The following is a 17825-nucleotide window of genomic DNA, read 5'->3' on the forward strand; positions in this document are numbered from 1 at the left end:
GCAGAACAGGCTCCCCTCTCCGGAAGCCTGTTCTGTTTCAGCGCTTGGCAAGTGCCACCCGAAAGTCCTTGCTGATGCGCACCCGGCCTTCGTCGGCCAGCGCGCGCAAAACACGTACCCGCTGCTCACCCGTACCAATGGCCAGCGATTCCAGCAGGCCAGCATAGCCACGGGGTGCGGCTTCCAGCACCGCAAGTATAGCTGCCGCAACATCGGCATCAGCCACCCCAATCTGGCGTGTGTGGGTACAGACATCGCAGACACCGCAGGGGTCGGGGCGCGTTTCGCCGAAATACTGGCGGATGAGTACCTGACGGCACTGCCTGGTAGTTTCGGCATATTCGGCCATACGCGATAGCCGTGCGGCGGCACCTGCTTTCCGGCGCTCCAGGGCATCCCAGTCCAGCAGCTGGCGGTTGAGTTCGTCTTTCCGCCGCTGGAAATACAACTTCCATTCGCCTGCATGCGCATAGCGGATAAAGCCCTGCTGTGCCAGATAGCGCAGGCGCTGCCCCACCCCATGCGTGGGAATACCCAGTTGCTGTGCCCATACTGCCTCTTCCACTTTCAGCGGCTCGCTGAACTCCGAACCACCGGTACGGCGGAGAATCAGCTCCAGCAGGTCGCGGGTAGGGTCAGGCAGCCGGGACATATGCTCGCGAATAGCACCAAGGTCGCGGATGGAGACTTCCGGGGAAGTACCACTGCGGTCATCGCCCCGTACAATCTTCAATGCCCCTGCCCCCTCCAGCAGCTTCAGCACGGCATCCACGCTGGCGGGCGGCACCTGCATACGTTCGGCCCATTCACTGGGCACACAGCCGATAGGCCGCTGCGGATCGGGCGGCAGACTACCCACGTCCGAGAAGTCGTACAGCCCACTGATGACCTGCTGCACTGTGGGCCAGTCGGGGTAGTTCTGGGCCATCATCTGCTCCTGTCGGTCGGCTTCCTGCGGATCGAAGAGCAGGGCCGCCACGGCCGTAAGGCCATCGCGCCCTGCACGGCCTGCCTCCTGATAGTAGCTTTCCAGATTGCCGGGCATGTTCCAGTGCACCACCAGGCGCACGTCGGCTTTGTCTATGCCCATGCCGAAAGCGTTGGTAGCCACCACTACGCGTGTGGTGTCGTTGAGCCAGGCGTCCTGCACGCGTTGCCGCTCCCAGCCCGAAAGCCCTGCGTGATACGCCTGCGCCGATATGCCCGTTGCCCGAATGGCCTCAGCCAGGCTCTCGGCAGTAGCGCGGGTGCGCACATATACTACTGCACTGCCTTTGTATCGCCCCAGAAAACGGTACAGCGCGGCATGGCGATCGGGGGTCTGCACTACGCCAAAACGCAGGTTGGGCCGCTCGAAACTGGCAGCAAATACGCCGGGCTGCCGTAACCCCAGTTGCACCACAATATCCTCCTGCACTTCCGGAGTAGCAGTGGCCGTTACCGCCAGCACTGGCACGGCGGGCATGCGGGCATGGAAGTCGCGGATGAGGCGATAGGCTGGGCGGAAGTCGTAGCCCCACTGGCTGATACAGTGGGCCTCGTCCACGGCCAGCAGCGACACTGGCAGCAGCGCCAGTTCGTTGCGAAAGCTTTCCAGCATCAGCCGTTCTGGGGCCACGTAGAGGAACTTCACCCGGCCAGAGCGCACCTCATGCAGGCGGCGCTGCTGCTCGTCGAAGGGCAGGGTGCTGTTGATGAAGGTAGCCGAGAGCCCTCGTGCCACAAGGGCCTGCTGTTGGTCGGCCATGAGGGCAATGAGCGGCGACACCACCACAGTGAGGCCACCACGTGCCAGCCCGGCCATCTGGTAGCACAGGCTCTTACCACCACCTGTTGGCAGCAGCGCCAGTACGTCACGTCCCTGCACGCTGGCCTCCACGATTTCGCGCTGGAGGGGACGAAAAGAGTCGAAGCCCCAGTAGCGCTGGAGCAGCAGATCTATATCGGCGACGGTACTCATACGCTGGCAGCAGGGTCGTCGAACACAGGAGCCATGGGCGTTACTATCTGGCCGTCTCGCAGGTGAATGCTGCGGTTGGCCATACGGCCGAAGGTTTCGTTGTGAGTGGCTACCAGCAGCGCCACGCCGCGCTCCTGGGCCAATTGCTGGAACAGCCCGAAAAGGGCGTCGCCATTGCGGGTATCGAGGTTGCCGGTGGGCTCGTCGGCCAGAATGAGGCGTGGGTCGTTGAGGAGGGCGCGGGCCACAGCCACCCGCTGCTGCTCGCCGCCGGACAGCTGCCCGGGGCGGTGGTCAAGCCGGTGGCCCAGTTGCAGATACTTTAGGAGATCGCGGGCCTTGGCGAGGGCTTTGGCCTTGGACTCGCCTGCGATGAGGGCGGGCATGGCGGCGTTTTCCTCGGCGGTGAACTCTGCCAGCAGGTGGTGAAACTGAAAGACGAAGCCAATGTGACGGTTACGGAAGCGGGCGAGGTCGGCGCCAGAGAGCCCACCGAGCGGCTTGCCGTCGAAGGCGATGCTGCCGGCATCGGGGCGGTCGAGCGTGCCTGCAATCTGCAACAGAGTGGTTTTGCCAGCACCCGAAGCGCCCAAGAGGGCTACCAGTTCGCCGGGCGCTACGGTGAGCGACACGCCGCGCAGCACCTCCACGGTTCCGTATCGTTTGTGTATGTCTGTCAGTTCCAGCATTGGGGCAAAGGTACGGAGGGTACTTGCGATATAGGCGAAATGGGTTGCTTAAATGACGGCGTGCTCTACCTGCACGCCAACAAGCGCTTTCGGCTGCTGGAGTTCCAATTGCCGTGAGTAGCCACTTCTGGCAGGTTTTTACGACCTTTACGTCGGAATGAACCCACTGACCGACGCCGACCCCACGCCGACGCCCGCCAGGCCCTCTCCCAGCCAGCGCCTGAAACAGGTAGCGCAGATGCAGCTTGTACGCTACATTTTCTCAGCTGGCATCGCCACTCTGGTAGATGTGTGTGTCTTTGCTGTGCTCTTCAACCTCTATTTCAGCCAGCCCTATTACGACCTGGGGATTGCCTTCAAGCCCAGCAAAGAGTTGCTCTCCCTCACCATCAGCTACACGCTGGGAGGCATCGTACACTTTGCTGTAAGCCGACTGCTGGTGTTTCAGGAAGCGTCAGGCCGCAAGCGCGAACAGTTGAGCCGCTTCCTTGTAGTGGTAATCGTGGTCTTCTTCTTGAACCATTTCCTTACCAAAGCGCTGCTGAACTGGCTTCCGCTGCTCACCTTCCTCCCCGCTGATTTTATCTCGGTTCTGGCCAGAGGCATTTCGGCGGGTACAGTTGGCATTGCCAGCTTTGTATTTCACAAGCATTTCACATTCAGAGTGAAACGCAACACCGATACTAGCGAAGAGGCTCAGTAACGGATACCCAACTGTCGGTACAGAAAGTGCAATAGCCACGCGGGGCCGATCAGCAGAAACTGCAGGTCCTTGAAAAAACTGGGCTTTTTGCCTTCGATGTTGTGGCCTATGAACTGGCCTACCCAGGCCCCCACGAAAATGCCTGCGCAGATGAGGGGAATATTGAATTCCTCCAGCTGCATGCGTGCCAGAATGGCCACCATGACCATTGTATAAACTGTCATGCCGATACCGAGCATGGGGCTGAGGCGGAAGTAGAACACCAAGGCGACCAATTGCAGCAGCATGGCCACGTTGATGGCCGGATGCACCTGAATGGCCGCAGGCAGCGGAATGCTCCAGAGCAGGCCCAGAATGCTGAAATAAATGAGCGGCACACAGATCCAGTGAATGAGCTTATTGGTGCTGTTCTGGTGGCTCTCGCCGTATTCGGCAAACCATTGGTCGGCAGTTTTCATGACAGTGAGACGGGAAAAGAGGTGACGCTGTCTACAAGATAGCGAGAAGCCGGACACACAGGAGCGAACGAACGTAAGGGAAACGGCTTGCAGGTAGGGGTGTTTTACTATCTTTGGCGCACGTTTGGGGTGGCATCCAACCCCGGCGTGCACCAACTCAACCCAAGCAAACGCACCGCATGCGTACCATACAGTTCCGCGAGGCCCTGCGCGAGGCCATGATTGAGGAAATGAAGCGCGACGAACGCGTGTTCCTCATGGGCGAAGAAGTTGCTGAGTACAACGGCGCCTACAAGGTCAGCGAGGGCATGCTGGACATCTTCGGCCCCAAGCGGGTCATTGACACGCCGATTTCCGAGCTGGGCTTCGCCGGCCTCGGTGTGGGCGCAGCCATGGTGGGTCTTCGCCCCATCATCGAGTTCATGACGTTCAACTTCTCACTGGTAGCCATTGATGCCGTTATCAACAGCGCAGCCAAGATGTACAACATGAGCGGCGGCCAGTACAGCTGCCCCATGGTGTTCCGCGGCCCAAGCGGTTCGGCTGGCCAGCTGGCAGCCCAGCACAGCCAGAGCTTTGAAAGCTGGTATGGCCAGGTGCCGGGCCTCATCGTCGTGAGCCCCACCACTCCCTACAATGCCAAAGGCCTGCTGAAGAGCGCCATCCGCAATGAGAACACGGTAATCTTCATGGAGTCGGAGCAGATGTATGGCCACAAAGGCGAAGTGCCCGAAGGCGAATACCTGCTGCCACTGGGCAAATGCCAGGTAGTAAAAGAAGGCACCGACGTAACCATCGTGACCTTCGGCAAAATGTACCACGTGGTGAAAGATGCCGTAGACGCCCTGGCCAAGGAAGGCATTAATGCCGAGTTCATCGACATTCTGAGCATCCGTCCGCTGGACCTCGAAACCATTGTCCGCTCTGTCATGAAGACGGGTCGCTGCGTGGTGGTAGACGAGTCGTGGCCGATGTTCTCTGTCAGCAGCGAAGTAGCTTACGGCGTACAGCGCTATGCATTCGACCACCTCGATGCCCCCGTAGTACGTGTAAACGGCGCCGACGTGCCCATGAGCTACGCCAGCACACTGGTAGCAGCCTACCTGCCCAGCGTAGAACGCGTGGTAAAGGCCGTGAAGGAAGTAACCTACAAGTAATGGCTGGCAAAAGCCGGAGCATTCAACTGATTGGGGCTGCCCTGTATGTGGCAGCCCTCCTTGTTTGTATTGTAGCGGCCAGCACCACCCAGTTGGCCGACTCTTTGGATGTAGCTCTGTTGCTGGCACCTCTTGTGTTCTTCACAGGAGGCGTGGTAGCCATCATCCAGAAACGGATACTGCGGGGCGTACTGCTTCTGGCCTTTCCGGTGCTGGTGTTTGGTGCCTATCGGCTGTTTTTGGTACCCCGGCTGTATCTCCTGCTATACAGGGCCGACTGGGAAGCCACCGTGCTGGCCCTTCAAAAGGAAGGCATACGTGAGGCTGGGCAGCAACAGCGGTATCTCAGCAGCCATCTGCCCAACCCCCTGTGCCGTGATGCCCAGTTGGAACTTCTGAAAGGCGAATTGGATCTGCCAGTGGTTGTTATCCCTTACCAGAAAACGGAATTTGGCTTCCGAGGCTATCTATACTGCCCCAATGGCGACTGTACCAAACAACTGCGACAGGTAGAATTCAGCGCTTTTCAACTGGGGTTGCAGTACGAGCCTCTGGCCGATGGCTGGCAACTGGTAAAACTCACCTATAACACCCCTCTTTCCGAATGAAAGAGTCACGGCCCTGCATCATTGGCGCTGGCCCTGCGGGCAGTTCAGCCGCCCTTTTTCTGGCCAAGCTGGGCATTCCCAGCCTGTTGACCGACCGCTCCACCTTTCCGCGGGACAAAATATGCGGCGACGCCCTCAGCGGCAAAGTGGTGGAGGTACTGAACAAACTGGACCCCGCCCTTCGGCAGGAACTGGATACTGCTCCGTTTCATGTAGGCTCATGGGGCGTAAGATTCGTGGCGCCCAATGGCAAAGACGTGCGCGTGCCCTTCAAACAGCAGTACAATGCAGCCGCAGAAATGTCGCCCGGCTACATTGCCAAGCGGCTGGACTTCGACAACTGGTTGTTCCAGAAAGCCGCCGCCCACCCACTGGTGGAAGTACGCACCGGCCATGCCCTGAAAACCGTGCAGCGCACAAGCGAAGGCATGCAACTGACCTTCGACAACGGCAGCGAGCTGACCACCCCGCTGGTGCTGGCCGCTGATGGTGCTCACAGTGTGGTGGCCAAACAGCTGCATGGCTTTACCGTGGAACCAGCACATTACTGTGCGGGTATACGGGCCTACTACAGGGGTGTAGAAGGGCTGGAAAAAGACAACTTCATAGAGCTGCACTTTGTGAAAGACGCCCTGCCGGGGTATCTGTGGGTGTTTCCGCTGCCAGATGGCCGGGCCAATGTGGGCGTGGGCATGCGGTCGGACTTCGTGTCGCGGCGAAAAGTGAACCTGAAAACGCTGCTGACCACCCTGCTGGAAAACAGCCCCGAGTTGAAACCGCGCTTTGCCAACGCCGTGCTGGAAGGCCCTGTGCAGGGTTTTGGTCTGCCGTTGGGCTCGAAGAAACGGAGCATCAGCGGCGATGGCTACCTGCTGCTGGGCGACGCTGGCTCGCTGATAGACCCCTTCACAGGCGAAGGCATCGGCAATGCCATGATATCGGGCTTGCTGGCAGCGCCTGTGGTGCAGAAAGCCCTGGAAACAGGCAATGTATCGGCCGCCGTCCTAAAGGTTTACGACGATGCCTTATACCACCGCCTGTGGTCGGAACTGCAACTGGGCAAAGTGATGCAGGAACTGGTGCGTGTGCCCTGGCTGTTCAATTTCGTGGTGAACAAAGCCCAACGCAACCGAACCCTCCGCGAAACCATCTCCTCAATGTTTGAGGACATAGAACTGCGCCAGAAACTGAAACAGCCGTCGTTTTATCTGAAACTGCTTTTCGATTGAGCCCCTATGACCAAGCGCATGCTGCTGCTGATTGCCGGAGCCACCATGGCCTCGCTGTTGTTGTTTCTTGTGCTGGACCTGGGAACAGGGCCCACCACCGAACTGAACGACAGTGAACTTGCAGGCATCAAAGGCGCCACGGCCGAAGAAACCGAAGTGCTGCAGGACCGCGAACGCAAAGACCACCGCTTCCGCGTAGCCGACGACAGCCCCCTGCCCGACTCGCTGCGCAAAGAGTTTGAGGGGCTCAGCTATTATCCCTATGCCCCTGCATTACGCGTTAAGGGCGTTATTCTGCTGGCAAGCGGCATTGAGGCCACTGTCGATACAAGCCTGAAAGCCAAAGGAGGCGTAGACCTCGTTTCCGCGGGAACAGTAGTTTTCCGCCTGAATGGGCAGGAGCAGCGTCTGAAAGCCTGGTGGGAAGAGGGCTCGAACCGGAAGGTACTTTTTGTGGCTTTCCGCGACAGCACCTCGGGCACCGAAACCTATGGCGGTGGGCGCTATCTCTCCATCCCGCTTTCAGCCGACAGCCTGACACTGGACTTCAACCGGGCCTATCACCCCTATTGTGTGTACGACCCTGCCTATATCTGCCCTGTGCCTCCAAAAGAAAATACGCTGCCGCTGGCCGTAAGGGCCGGCGAAAAACTGGGCCGCCAGTACTACTGAGCCTAGCGATTGGCCTCTCGGGTTTCACTGGCCAGCCAGGAAAGGTAAGCAGGGTTGCCCCCGACGATGGGCATAGCTACCACACAGGGGCAATTGTAGCTGTGGAGGCGCTTGACTTCTTCGGTCACCGCATCCAACAAATCGGCCCGAGTCTTTAGTATAAGTACTGCCTCGGTGCTCTCCTGTACTTCGTCTGCCCACCAGTATATGGATTCCATCTGGTCGAAGATGTTGGCGCAGGCGGCAAGGCGCAGTTCCACCAATCGGCGGCCAATCAACTGTGCCTCAGCCTTGTCCTTCGTCGTGATATAGAGAAACCGGAATTCCATTCTCCATACTACGAATCGGAATGCGGAAAGTCCAGCCCCCATTAAACAGGATGCACTAAGTTTGCCCCGCAACTGTTACCCTGCCATGCTGTATACGCCCAAGCCCGATCAGGAACCCACAGCGAACCTCGCACACCTTCGGCAGGAATATGCCCAGGCGTCGCTGGACATTACCGATGTAGCGGCAGATCCCTACCAGCAGTTTGCAGCGTGGTTTGCGCAGGCCCAGGAAGCCGGGCCCAAGGAGCCCAACGCCATGCACCTTGCCACCGCCGATGCCGATGGCCGCCCCTCTGGCCGCATTGTGCTGCTCAAGGGTTTTTCTATTGGTGAAGGGTTTGTGTTTTTCACCAACTACGAGAGCCGAAAAGGCCGCCAGCTGCACGAAAACCCTCACGCCAGCCTCACTTTTTTCTGGCCGGAGCTTGAGCGCCAGGTTCGGATCGAAGGGCTTATCCAACCGATATCAGCCTTGGCATCGGATGCCTACTTTGCATCGCGCCCACGGGGTTCGCAGATTGGCGCTGTGGCCTCGCCACAAAGCCGCACACTGACCTCGCGCGAGGAACTGGAGGGATACTTCAAACAGATAGAAGCCCAATACGGCGATGGTCCCATTCCCCGCCCGGCCAACTGGGGCGGCTATGCCTTAAGGCCGGTATTGGTGGAATTCTGGCAGGGGCGTCCCAGCAGACTGCACGACCGAATTGCCTACGAATTGCAGGACTATGGCACATGGAAACTGTTCCGCATGGCGCCGTGAGTGTCAGCGTGCACGCCCGGCCATCTCGGCATCGTAGCCGGTCAGCTCTACGTAGCCCACGCCTTTCACAGACTTGCCATTGCGGGTGCCGGAAAGGCTGACGGCGCCCTCCCAGTAACGAATACTCGTCTGCAACTCCTGGTCGGGTTGCTGCGGCGTTATCTGTAGGATCAGCTTGTCTTTGGGCACCGTCAGTGTCCATTGCGAAGGATAACGCACTTTACTTTTCGGGTGGATCCACCAGTCGGTTACTTTCAGGTCGGCCTCACCGAAAGCAATACTGGAAATCCGGCCCTGTGCGTCTACTGCACTGCCGGAACTGGAAACATCGGGCGTGCCATCTTTCTTCCGCAGTTGGTAATACATTAGCTCAGTGTTGTCGTCCAGTTGCAGCGAGAACCAGTCCCAGCCAACCTGTTCGGCAGATAGCGCACTGGTGCTCCATTCGCGGTCCATCCACGAAGTGCCCTCCACGGCAAAGGTATCGCCCTGCACTACCACAAACCCCTTTGCGCTCATGCGAGGATAGGAGTAATAGTAACTGGCATTGCCCGCCTGTGCACTCTTGCGGCTCAAGCCACGGTCGCCCTGCAACACAAGCGGCTTGAGAGAGTCTACGGAAAGATGCAGGACTACGCCATCCTGGGCCGCATGTACTGTAGTGGGAAAAATGCCGGAAGAGTTGCTACTGCGCAGCTCCCAGTCTTCCAGCCACACTGCAACGGGTGCCGCTTTAGCTCCGGCATTGTGGTTGTCGCCACGGGCAAAGCGCTCGAAGGAGAAGAAACGCTTCTCCTGTATGTCGCTGAGAGCGAAGTGGCCCATGTATAAGTCCTGTGCAGCCCAGTTACTGTTGCGGGAAGAAAGCACGCCTTTAGGCATCAGAGCCGACCGGAAGTAGGTCAGCTGAAAGCCGAATCGTCGGCCGGACTTCGATACCAGATTGCCGGTGTAATACCACCACTCGGTCTTGAATCCAGCATGAGGGCCGTGATCGGCAGGGAACCGGAAGGGTCGTACAGCAAGCGCGCGTTCATAACCAAGTGTATCGCTGTTGGCCATCGCTTCGCCAACGGTAAGGTTGCCGGAAGTAATTGCCTGCGGGGGGTCGGCCAGCAGCCACCAGCCGCCGGAAGCAAGGCCCAACAGCACCAGCAGAATCCAGAAGAGAGAGGCGGTACCCTTACGTTTCATCATGGCATCAGTTGTCTTCGCGGAGCGCTGCCGCAGGTGAGGTTTTGCTCTGCTTCCAGGCAGGATACAGGCCCGCGGCCACAGCGGCGACGATGGCCAGAAGGAGCCCCTGCACCATCAGGTCGGGGCTGGGTTCAAACTGAAGTGTCCAGCCGAAGCTGCGGCGGTTGATGACAAATACCAGGAACCACGACAGCGCTAGACCCAGTGGCTGGGCGGCAATACCCGCAACAAGCCCCAGGAGTCCGGTATGGAGCGCACCCAACTTCAGCAACTGGCCGGGTGTGAGGCCTACCGCCCGCAGCACCGCCTGTTCCCGGCTGCGCTCCAGTTGCAGGGCCAGCATGGCACTAAGCACGCCGACGAATGCTACCAGCAGCGTAAGCAGCCGCAGCGCCCCTGTGATGGCAAACGTGCGGTCGAACACCTCCAGCGAAGTAGCCAGCAGCTTCCGGTTGCTGCGCACCTGTAACTCCTGGCCCAGGGTTGCTGTCGTGCGCGTGACCAGCTCTGTCAGGCTGTCGCTGTCTACACCCTCGCGGCCAAAGATGGCCAGGCCACCCACCCCAGTATCGTTCCACCAGCGCTCATACGTCGGGCGGTCTATGTAGACGATGCCGAGGTCGGAACCGTAGTCGTAGAAAACACCCGCAATGCGGAAAGCCCGAAGACCGAAAGCGGTCGGCAGGGAAATGGAGTCGCCGACAGCTTTGCCGAAACGGAAGGCAAACGGCTCGGAAACCCACACCTCCCCAGCCATGAACTGTTTCCAGGCTGTTGCCGGATTTCCTTCGGCAAAACGGATGCGCTCCGGCGGCAGTGAAGAAGTGCGCAAATCCTCGTGGCCCAGCGCCACCAGTTGTGTTGTTTTCCCCTCTACCTCCACCAGAATACCGCGAATGGTGTGTACCGCACGTACCTGCGGCATCTCGCGTACAGCCTGTACAACCGCCGGAAGCAGTGTGGCATCGTTGCGGCGCGCCACCGGAGTGGGTGGCGATAGATATACGTCAGCATCCAGTGCCGCTTCCAGCCACACGGTAACCGTGGTACGGAAACTACGCACCATCACGCCGACGCCAATGGTAGCAGCCACGGCTACCGTGAGTGCAGCTACTGCAACTGAGGTGCGACTGAGCGAAGCATGCACATCGCGCGCAGCCATCGCCCCTGTCAGGCCAAACAGACGTTTCATTACTGGCTTCAGCAGCCGCGAAACCAAGGCAGTGATTGGCGGAACTATGAACGCAAAGGCAAGCACAAAGGACAGCACGCCAACATAACTGAGCGCAATGTTTTTGCCGGAAAACAGCATCAGCAAGGTGCCGACAAACGCCGAAAGCACCGCATAAAGCACCAGCCTGGGCAGGAACCGACGCACCCCTTGCTCCAGGCCAGAACGCAGGAGCGTGGCCCGTGGAGATATGTTGGCAGCCGCAGCAGCTGGGAACCAGGCGCTGAGCAGTGCACAGCCCAGCCCCAACAGCAGCCCCTTGATCGGCACCCACGGTTCAACTCCGGCAGCCTGTACCTCCAGTACAAAGTAAAGGTCGTTAATGCTTTGACTCACCAGCTTGGTGAGTATAGCCCCAAGAGCAATGCCCATTCCGGCGCCCAGCACAGACCCCACAAATGCCAATGCCGCTACTTCTGTCAGCACCTGCCGGCGGATTTCCCCACCCGTAACACCCTGGGCACGCAACAGACCTATCAGCGGCAGGCGCTGCACCAGACCGAACGTTGTGGTATTGTAGATCAGCAGCATGCCCACGACCAGCGCCAGCAGACTCAAAGCTGTCAGGTTGAGGCGGAAAGCTGCCGTCATTTCAGAGAGTCGTTCGTTGCGGGTTTCGGCACGCTCTACCTGCACGCCCTGTGGCAGCAACTGCTGTATGCGCTGCTCTTCCTGTTCAAGCGAAGGGCCAGTTTGCGACAGCAGCAGGTCTATCCGATTCAACTGCCCAATTCGGCCGCTGACTTCCTGCGCAGTGGCAATGTCAGTGAGAATGAGGCTTTCGGTGACACGGCGGGTGTAGTCATCGGCGGGGTCCAGCAGCCCAATCAGCTTGAGCCGTATGGTACGCCCCTCCAGCCGGAAGGCAAGTGAATCGCCAACTGAGGCGCCAACTGACAGCGCTCCCAGCTTTGACATGACGATGGTGCGCGGCAGGGCTACGAGTGGCGACAGTGGGAATACGGTGGAGTCGCGCAGCTCACCGAGATAATTCCGAAACGGAGCCTCGGCAAAAGGATCAACACCCAGCAGCCGGAACATACGGCGGGAGGTGTCGGAAGCCTGTAGATACTCTTCTACGATAGGGGCTGTGTTTCGGAGGCCCTTCCGGTTGCGCAGTGTGTGATACAGACTGTCGGGCAGCGTACCAGAAACAGCCACAATCCGGTGTGAAGCCTTGCCAGTTAGCCTGTCGGTACTAAGTTCGAAAGCCCGTGTTGCAGCCGAGTTTGCAGCATCTATACCTACTACAAGCGCCACACCCAATGCCATGCCCAGGATGGACAGGCTCAACTGCCAAGGGTGCCGCAACCAATGCCTCCAGCCACTGAGCCACAACAAGCGGCTCATCGGCTCACCTCCGGCGCTGTCTGTGTCTGTGCAGACGTAGCCGGCAGATGCACCAGCATACCGTTCTGCATCTCATAAGAGTTATCTGCCAGGCGGGTGAGGCCACGGTCGTGCGTTACCAGTACCAGTGTACGGCCCCGGCGGCGAATCAGGCGCTCGAACAGCTCTATCACTCCGGCAGCCGTTTTCTCATCCAGGTTACCCGTAGGTTCGTCGGCCAGTACAATGGCAGGCTCGTGCACCAGCGCGCGGGCAATGGCCACCCGCTGCTGTTCGCCACCAGAAAGCCGGTCAGGATAGGTGTTCACGCGTTCGGAAAGGCCTACCTCAGCCAACAGCTCCAACGCACGCAACGTGGCCTCCTGTGCTGGCACCTTCAACAGTTCCAGCGGCAGCATTACATTCTCCAACACCGTGAGGGTTGGGATGAGGTTGAAGAACTGGAACACAAAGCCGATTTTCTGGCGGCGCACCAGCGTGCGCTCTTTCTCGCTCAGCTGCGAAAACTCGCGGTTATCCAGCTGAATGGAACCACTGGAGGGCATGTCCATGCCACCCAACATGTTCAGGAGTGTAGACTTGCCACTGCCGCTGCGCCCCAACAGCACAACCGTTTCGCCCGCAGCCACATCCAGGTCTACGCCTTGTAGGATAGCGCGGAAGTGGGTGCCTTCTGAATAGTTTTTGTGCAGGTTGCGTACCTGCAGAATGGGGCGTGAAGATGACGGGAGCGGCATTTTAATACAACCTTAACTCGCTTGAATAGGTTCTTGCAAACCTCGCATTTTGCCGCGTTTGGGGCACCCAGCTAACAAAAGATAACGCAGAGGACGGCGGGAATAGAGTTGTCCACACGCCTAGGATGAGTGTGGAAGAGTGACGGCCCAGACCATGTACATGGCACCTACCTTTGAGTATGCAGCAAACTGTTGTATCTCAGCCCTCCAGTATAGGCGCGCCCACCTCAGGCCTGGGGTTCGGGCAGGCCTACCAGATACAGCTGCCCCAGTTCGAAGGCCCCTTCGACCTGCTGCTGTTCTTCATCCAGCGCGATGAACTGAACATACACGACATCCCCATCTCGCGCATCACGTCCGACTTCCTGCTGTATCTGCAACAGATGCAGGACCAGCAGATAGAACTGGCAGGCGAGTTCATGCTGATGGCCGCACAGCTGATGAAGATCAAAGCGGCCATGCTGCTGCCACGCCCCAAGCCCGTGGAAGGCGAAGACGTGGACCCCCGTACCGAACTGGTAGACCGCCTGCTGGAATACAAACGCTACAAACTGGCAGCCGACGAACTGGAGAAAAAAGAGCAGGACCGTGCCGCCCTGCAAACCCGCGGCTATGCTACCGAAGAGCTGAACCATGTGCATGACACCCATGAGCCCGAACCCGGCGACGAGTTGGTGGGCCTTTCGGTGTATAACCTCTTTAAGGTGTACGAACGCCTCATCCGCAAAGCACAGACCCGAAACCAGGACCCGCGCCACGTCATCCAGCGCTATCCATACACTCTGGAGCAGGTAAAAGAAGAGATAGTGGAACTGGTGGACAAATGGGAGAAGATAGAATTTGGCGCCTACGTAGCCCTGCGAGCCGAACTTATGTACATCATTTTCAGCTTTCTGGGCATACTGGAACTGGTGCAGCAGCGTCGGCTGAAGGTGGTGGCAGGCGAGGGCCATAACCAGTTCTGGCTCATGCGCATGCCAGAAGCCGAAGCAGCCTGAGGCAGCCAGTACTACCTCTGGCTTATCTTTACTGACATGGAAACCCACGACAAAACCCTCTACCAGATTTACAATCTATTGATTCTGATTCTGGGAGGGCTGTTTACGTTGGCGCTTTCGGGGTTTTTCTGGGGCACCGAGGAAGAACTCACCGAGCAGTTGTCCTATGGCGTAATGAGCTACGCCATCAACAGGATGATTGTCGGCTGGATCACAGGATTTTTTGTTGTCGGAGGACTGTACCTGTTGAATGCCACGCTGAATCGCAGCCTGCATTGGGACATCCCAAACGAAACACTACTGCGCCGCGCCACTCTGCAGTACACAATTTTATTTGTGCTGGTCATCATCACCGTACTGATGTTTGTGGTGCTGCCGCGGGCAGGCGGCGCATAGAGCCGAACTCAACATCAACAAAAAGCCGAAGCTCAGTTCCAGCTTCGGCTTTTTGTTTTTTGGCGAAAATCGTAGTTACTCTACCCCGTGCTGCGACAGCAGATACACCAGCGAAGCCATAGCGGCAGCGCCCAACTCCAGCTCACGCTTGTTTACCTTGTCAAAGGTATCGGCATCGGTGTGGTGAAGGTCAAAGTACCGCTGTCCATCGGGATTGAGGCCAATGAGAACAGTGCCCTGGGGGGCCAGCGGGCCAATGTCAGCTCCGCCGCCGCCATTCCGCCACTGATCGGTCAGGTATGGCTTGAACAGATGGCGCCAGGCGAAAATTCGTTCAAACTGCATGGCTTTGGGGGCGGAGATACCGAAGCCACGCGGGGTAAACCCACCGGCATCGCTCTCGATGGCGGCAATATGCTTTTCACCCTTGGCCTTTGCGCTGTCGGCATATGCATTGCCCCCGCGCAGGCCGTTTTCCTCGTTCATGAACAGCACCGCACGAATGGTACGCCGGGGTTTGATACCCAGCGCCTTGAACACCCGCAGGGCCTCGATGCTCTGCACCACACCCGTGCCGTCGTCATGGGCGCCCTGGCCCACGTCCCAGCTGTCAAGGTGGCCACCCACCACCACAATTTCCTCTGGCCGCTCGCTGCCTGAGATTTCGCCAATCACATTGTAGCTGTCGACATCGGGCCGCATTTCGCAGTTGGTGCGGAGATACACTTTCAGTTTGGGGTCGGCTTTCAGGGCAGCTGACAGCCGGTCTACGCTCTGGATGCCCAATGCCGCGGCAGGAATCTTGGGCTGGGCTTCATCATAGCGCAGGGCACCAGTGTGGGGGTGGTCGTCCAGCGCCTGGGTCAGAGAGCGGGTAAGCACTGCCACCGCGCCTTTAGAGGCCGCAACCGAGGGGCCAGCACGACGGATGTCGCCCGCCTGGCCATAGCCGGTCCCGGGGGTAATGTTGCGCGGGTCCATTGGCTTGTTGAAGAACACAATCCGGCCACGCACCTGCTCTTCAGGCATTGCCTTCAGGGCCTCCACGGTAGGAACCTCAATTACCTCGGCAGAAATGCCCTTGGGGCCCGTACCTACTGAATTGCCCAGCGCCAGCACGTTCAGCTTCACCATCACTTTGCCAGAGGTGAAACTGCACTCTTCCTTGGCGCCGCGCACCCAATGAGGCACTTTAACGGGCTGCAGCCATACTCGGTCAAAGCCATACTGGGTCATCATGGCACGCCCCCACTCTACCGCCTTGGCGGCCTGCGGCGAGCCCGACAGCCGTGCGCCAATATTCAGGCAGAGGTCCCCCAGGAGAGGATAGGCCTTGCCGTTGGTCAGTACCTCATCGTAGATCTTTCGGATGACAACCGAGTCGGGCGTCTGGGCGGTGGCCGTAGCACTCGCCAGCCCTGTGAGCAGGGCCAAAAGCCCCATTGTTCGTCTGATGTGCATAGCCAAACCTACCAAAAAAGGGAGAAGTGGAAAAAGTGTGAGGCCCGATTTGCATCTTCACGCCATGCAAGTCCGCTTTCTCACACTCCTGCTGGCACTGGCGCTTTCCCCAGCCGTTCTGCTGGCGCAAACCATCGAGTACCTGGTCGGCTTTCAGAACCGCGTACACCACGAGGCAGCAATCACCCTGACGGTCAGTGGCCTGACCGCTGGCAAAGCCCAGGACATCCGCATGGCGCGCAGTTCACCTGGCCGCTACGCGCTACATGAGTTTGCCAAAAACGTCTATTCTGTTCAGGCCAAAGATGGCAAAGGCAAATTGCTGACATTGGAGCGCCCCGACCCCTATTCCTGGCGGGTAGCAGGCCACGATGGCACCATCGTATTCACCTACACACTCTTTGGCGACCGCGCCGACGGCACCTATGCCGGCATTCAGGAGAACTATGCTCACCTGAACATTCCTGCCACGTTCGCCTACCCGGCCGGCCTGGATGCGCGGCCACGGAAAGTGCGGTTTCTGATCCCAGAAGGTGCTGACTGGAAGGTCATTACCCAGCTCAAAGAAGAACAGGACGGCACCTACAGCGCGCCCCATCTGCAATACTTTATGGATAGCCCGGTGGGCCTTGGCGCCTTCACCATCCGCAGCTGGCAGATGCCCCAGAAAGCCGATGGCTCCGGTCCTGTGCAGACCATCAGACTGGCCGTACTCCATACTGGCACCGAGGCTGAGGTTGACAGTCTGGCCGCAGTAACCCAGCGGGCCGTACGGGCACAACAGGCAGTGTTCGGTGAACTGCCCACCTTTGATTACGGCGTCTACACATTCATCGCCAACTACATGCCGACTGCTGCTGGTGATGGCATGGAACACCGCAACAGCACCAGCCTAACCTCCTCGGCTCCTCTTTCGCGGAATTTCATGGGGCTTGCAGGAACGGTATCCCACGAATTTTTTCACTGCTGGAATGTCGAGCGCATTCGTCCTGCCACACTGGAACCGTTCGCCTTTGACCGCGCCAATATGTCGGGCGAGCTGTGGCTGGCCGAAGGTTTCACCTCCTACTACGACGACCTGGCCCTGCGCAGGGCCGGGGCTTACAGTAAGGAGGAGTACATCGAGATACTGGGGCAAAGCATCAGCTTCTTTCTGGCATCTCCTGCCCGCAATTATGGTGGCCCGGTTTACATGAGTCGGCAGGCACCGTTCGTAGACGCGGGCGTCAGCATAGACCCCACCAACCGCAACTCCACATTCTTCAGCTACTACCCTTATGGAGCAGCCATTGCCATGGCACTGGACATGAGCATCCGCACGCAGTTTCCAGGCAAGTCGCTCGACAACTTCATGCAGGTAATGTGGCAGCGACACGGTAAGCCTGAAAAGCCCTACACGCTGGCAGACGTCCAGAACGCGCTGGCAGCTGTCACAAACCCCGCATTTGCGGCAGACTTTTTCACCCGATATATCCACGGCTCGGAAGCACCGGATTATGTCTCTCTTTTCCTGAAAATGGGGCTGCAGTTTGCCCGTACCAACCCCGAACGGCCGCTTCTGGGCTACTCTGGCAACCAAACCAAGGATGGTGGCCTGTTGGTAGCAGGTTATACGCAGGTTGGCTCGGCTCTTTATGCTGCCGGTATCGATAAAGGGGATATCCTCAAAAAGCTGGGCGATTATGAACTAATCAATCTTGACCAACTCACCTTGGCCCTAAAAGACCGCAAGCCAGGCGATAAATTACAATTGACCTTTGTGCGCAATGGTGAGACCCGCCAAGCCGAGGTGATTCTTGCAGCTGACCCCTCGTACACATTGACGCTGAATGGGCCTGCCAACGATGCACTCAAGCTGTGGATTGGTAGCAGGTTTTAATCTATCTT

17 protein-coding genes are annotated in these 17825 nt (G+C 58.5%); 9 read left to right on the forward strand and 8 right to left on the reverse strand.

Features of this window, described 5'->3' with window-relative positions; translation table 11 throughout:
* Positions 1 to 37: 37 nt before the first annotated feature.
* Both AC2D8O_RS10135 and AC2D8O_RS10140 read right to left on the reverse strand, forming a co-directional pair.
* A complete protein-coding gene (locus tag AC2D8O_RS10135; protein ID WP_484678701.1) occupies positions 38 to 1960 on the reverse strand; it encodes a RecQ family ATP-dependent DNA helicase in 1923 nt (640 codons plus the stop codon).
* Positions 1957 to 2649 (reverse strand): ABC transporter ATP-binding protein, encoded by a 693-nt coding sequence (locus tag AC2D8O_RS10140; RefSeq protein ID WP_484678702.1) that lies wholly within the window; start codon positions 2647 to 2649, stop codon positions 1957 to 1959. The genes AC2D8O_RS10135 and AC2D8O_RS10140 overlap by 4 nt, the downstream gene beginning before the upstream one ends.
* A 157-nt stretch (positions 2650 to 2806) precedes the next feature.
* On the opposite strand from AC2D8O_RS10140, the gene AC2D8O_RS10145 reads away from it, so the two are divergent.
* The gene (locus tag AC2D8O_RS10145; protein WP_484678703.1) at positions 2807 to 3352 is read left to right on the forward strand and encodes a GtrA family protein; all 546 of its coding nucleotides are present in this window, start codon (positions 2807 to 2809) and stop codon (positions 3350 to 3352) included.
* Here AC2D8O_RS10145 and AC2D8O_RS10150 read toward each other — a convergent pair.
* Positions 3346 to 3810 (reverse strand): Mpo1 family 2-hydroxy fatty acid dioxygenase, encoded by a 465-nt coding sequence (locus tag AC2D8O_RS10150; RefSeq protein WP_484678704.1) that lies wholly within the window; start codon positions 3808 to 3810, stop codon positions 3346 to 3348. The genes AC2D8O_RS10145 and AC2D8O_RS10150 overlap by 7 nt on opposite strands.
* Before the next feature lie 134 nt (positions 3811 to 3944).
* Here AC2D8O_RS10150 and AC2D8O_RS10155 point away from each other — a divergent pair, with 134 nt between their 5' ends.
* The 4 genes from AC2D8O_RS10155 to AC2D8O_RS10170 are packed head-to-tail and all read left to right on the forward strand — an operon-like array spanning position 3945 to position 7476.
* Positions 3945 to 4967: a pyruvate dehydrogenase complex E1 component subunit beta gene (locus AC2D8O_RS10155; protein ID WP_484679311.1), complete on the forward strand. Its 1023-nt coding sequence runs from the start codon at positions 3945 to 3947 to the stop codon at positions 4965 to 4967.
* Complete coding sequence (locus AC2D8O_RS10160) at positions 4967 to 5575, forward strand: hypothetical protein (protein WP_484678705.1); 609 nt, start codon at positions 4967 to 4969, stop codon at positions 5573 to 5575. Before AC2D8O_RS10155 ends, AC2D8O_RS10160 begins: the two co-directional genes overlap by 1 nt.
* Positions 5572 to 6804 carry an NAD(P)/FAD-dependent oxidoreductase gene (locus tag AC2D8O_RS10165; RefSeq protein WP_484678706.1) on the forward strand — a complete coding sequence of 411 codons (1233 nt, stop codon included), beginning with the start codon at positions 5572 to 5574 and terminating at the stop codon, positions 6802 to 6804. The genes AC2D8O_RS10160 and AC2D8O_RS10165 overlap by 4 nt, the downstream gene beginning before the upstream one ends.
* A 6-nt stretch (positions 6805 to 6810) precedes the next feature.
* A complete protein-coding gene (locus AC2D8O_RS10170; RefSeq protein WP_484678707.1) occupies positions 6811 to 7476 on the forward strand; it encodes a DUF1684 domain-containing protein in 666 nt (221 codons plus the stop codon).
* 2 nt (positions 7477 to 7478) lie between these two features.
* Here the strand turns inward: AC2D8O_RS10170 and cutA are convergent, their stop codons facing one another.
* Positions 7479 to 7805, reverse strand: a complete 327-nt coding sequence (cutA, locus tag AC2D8O_RS10175) for a divalent-cation tolerance protein CutA (RefSeq protein ID WP_484678708.1) — start codon at positions 7803 to 7805, stop codon at positions 7479 to 7481.
* 85 nt (positions 7806 to 7890) lie between these two features.
* Between cutA and pdxH the strand changes: the two genes are divergently transcribed.
* Positions 7891 to 8568 carry a pyridoxamine 5'-phosphate oxidase gene (gene pdxH, locus AC2D8O_RS10180; protein WP_484678709.1) on the forward strand — a complete coding sequence of 226 codons (678 nt, stop codon included), beginning with the start codon at positions 7891 to 7893 and terminating at the stop codon, positions 8566 to 8568.
* A gap of 3 nt (positions 8569 to 8571) precedes the next feature.
* On the opposite strand, the gene AC2D8O_RS10185 is transcribed toward pdxH, so the two are convergent.
* From AC2D8O_RS10185 to AC2D8O_RS10195, 3 genes are read right to left on the reverse strand one after another with little or no spacing between them, the layout of a single operon-like run.
* Positions 8572 to 9765: a lipocalin-like domain-containing protein gene (locus AC2D8O_RS10185; RefSeq protein ID WP_484678710.1), complete on the reverse strand. Its 1194-nt coding sequence runs from the start codon at positions 9763 to 9765 to the stop codon at positions 8572 to 8574.
* A 4-nt stretch (positions 9766 to 9769) separates the two neighbouring features.
* Complete coding sequence (locus AC2D8O_RS10190) at positions 9770 to 12289, reverse strand: FtsX-like permease family protein (RefSeq protein ID WP_484678711.1); 2520 nt, start codon at positions 12287 to 12289, stop codon at positions 9770 to 9772.
* Between the two features lie 53 nt (positions 12290 to 12342).
* The gene (locus AC2D8O_RS10195) at positions 12343 to 13083 is read right to left on the reverse strand and encodes an ABC transporter ATP-binding protein (RefSeq protein WP_484678712.1); all 741 of its coding nucleotides are present in this window, start codon (positions 13081 to 13083) and stop codon (positions 12343 to 12345) included.
* Between the two features lie 179 nt (positions 13084 to 13262).
* Between AC2D8O_RS10195 and AC2D8O_RS10200 the strand changes: the two genes are divergently transcribed.
* Together AC2D8O_RS10200 and AC2D8O_RS10205 are read left to right on the forward strand one after the other, a co-directional pair.
* Positions 13263 to 14081: a segregation and condensation protein A gene (locus AC2D8O_RS10200; RefSeq protein WP_484678713.1), complete on the forward strand. Its 819-nt coding sequence runs from the start codon at positions 13263 to 13265 to the stop codon at positions 14079 to 14081.
* Positions 14082 to 14117: 36 nt separating this feature from the next.
* Complete coding sequence (locus AC2D8O_RS10205) at positions 14118 to 14477, forward strand: hypothetical protein (RefSeq protein WP_484678714.1); 360 nt, start codon at positions 14118 to 14120, stop codon at positions 14475 to 14477.
* Positions 14478 to 14552: 75 nt separating this feature from the next.
* Here the strand turns inward: AC2D8O_RS10205 and AC2D8O_RS10210 are convergent, their stop codons facing one another.
* Positions 14553 to 15938 carry a M20/M25/M40 family metallo-hydrolase gene (locus tag AC2D8O_RS10210; RefSeq protein WP_484678715.1) on the reverse strand — a complete coding sequence of 462 codons (1386 nt, stop codon included), beginning with the start codon at positions 15936 to 15938 and terminating at the stop codon, positions 14553 to 14555.
* Positions 15939 to 16002: 64 nt separating this feature from the next.
* On the opposite strand from AC2D8O_RS10210, the gene AC2D8O_RS10215 reads away from it, so the two are divergent.
* Complete coding sequence (locus tag AC2D8O_RS10215; protein WP_484678716.1) at positions 16003 to 17817, forward strand: M61 family metallopeptidase; 1815 nt, start codon at positions 16003 to 16005, stop codon at positions 17815 to 17817.
* The last annotated feature ends 8 nt before the right edge of the window (positions 17818 to 17825 follow it).

The sequence above is a fragment of the Pontibacter sp. T17 genome (assembly GCF_057219875.1).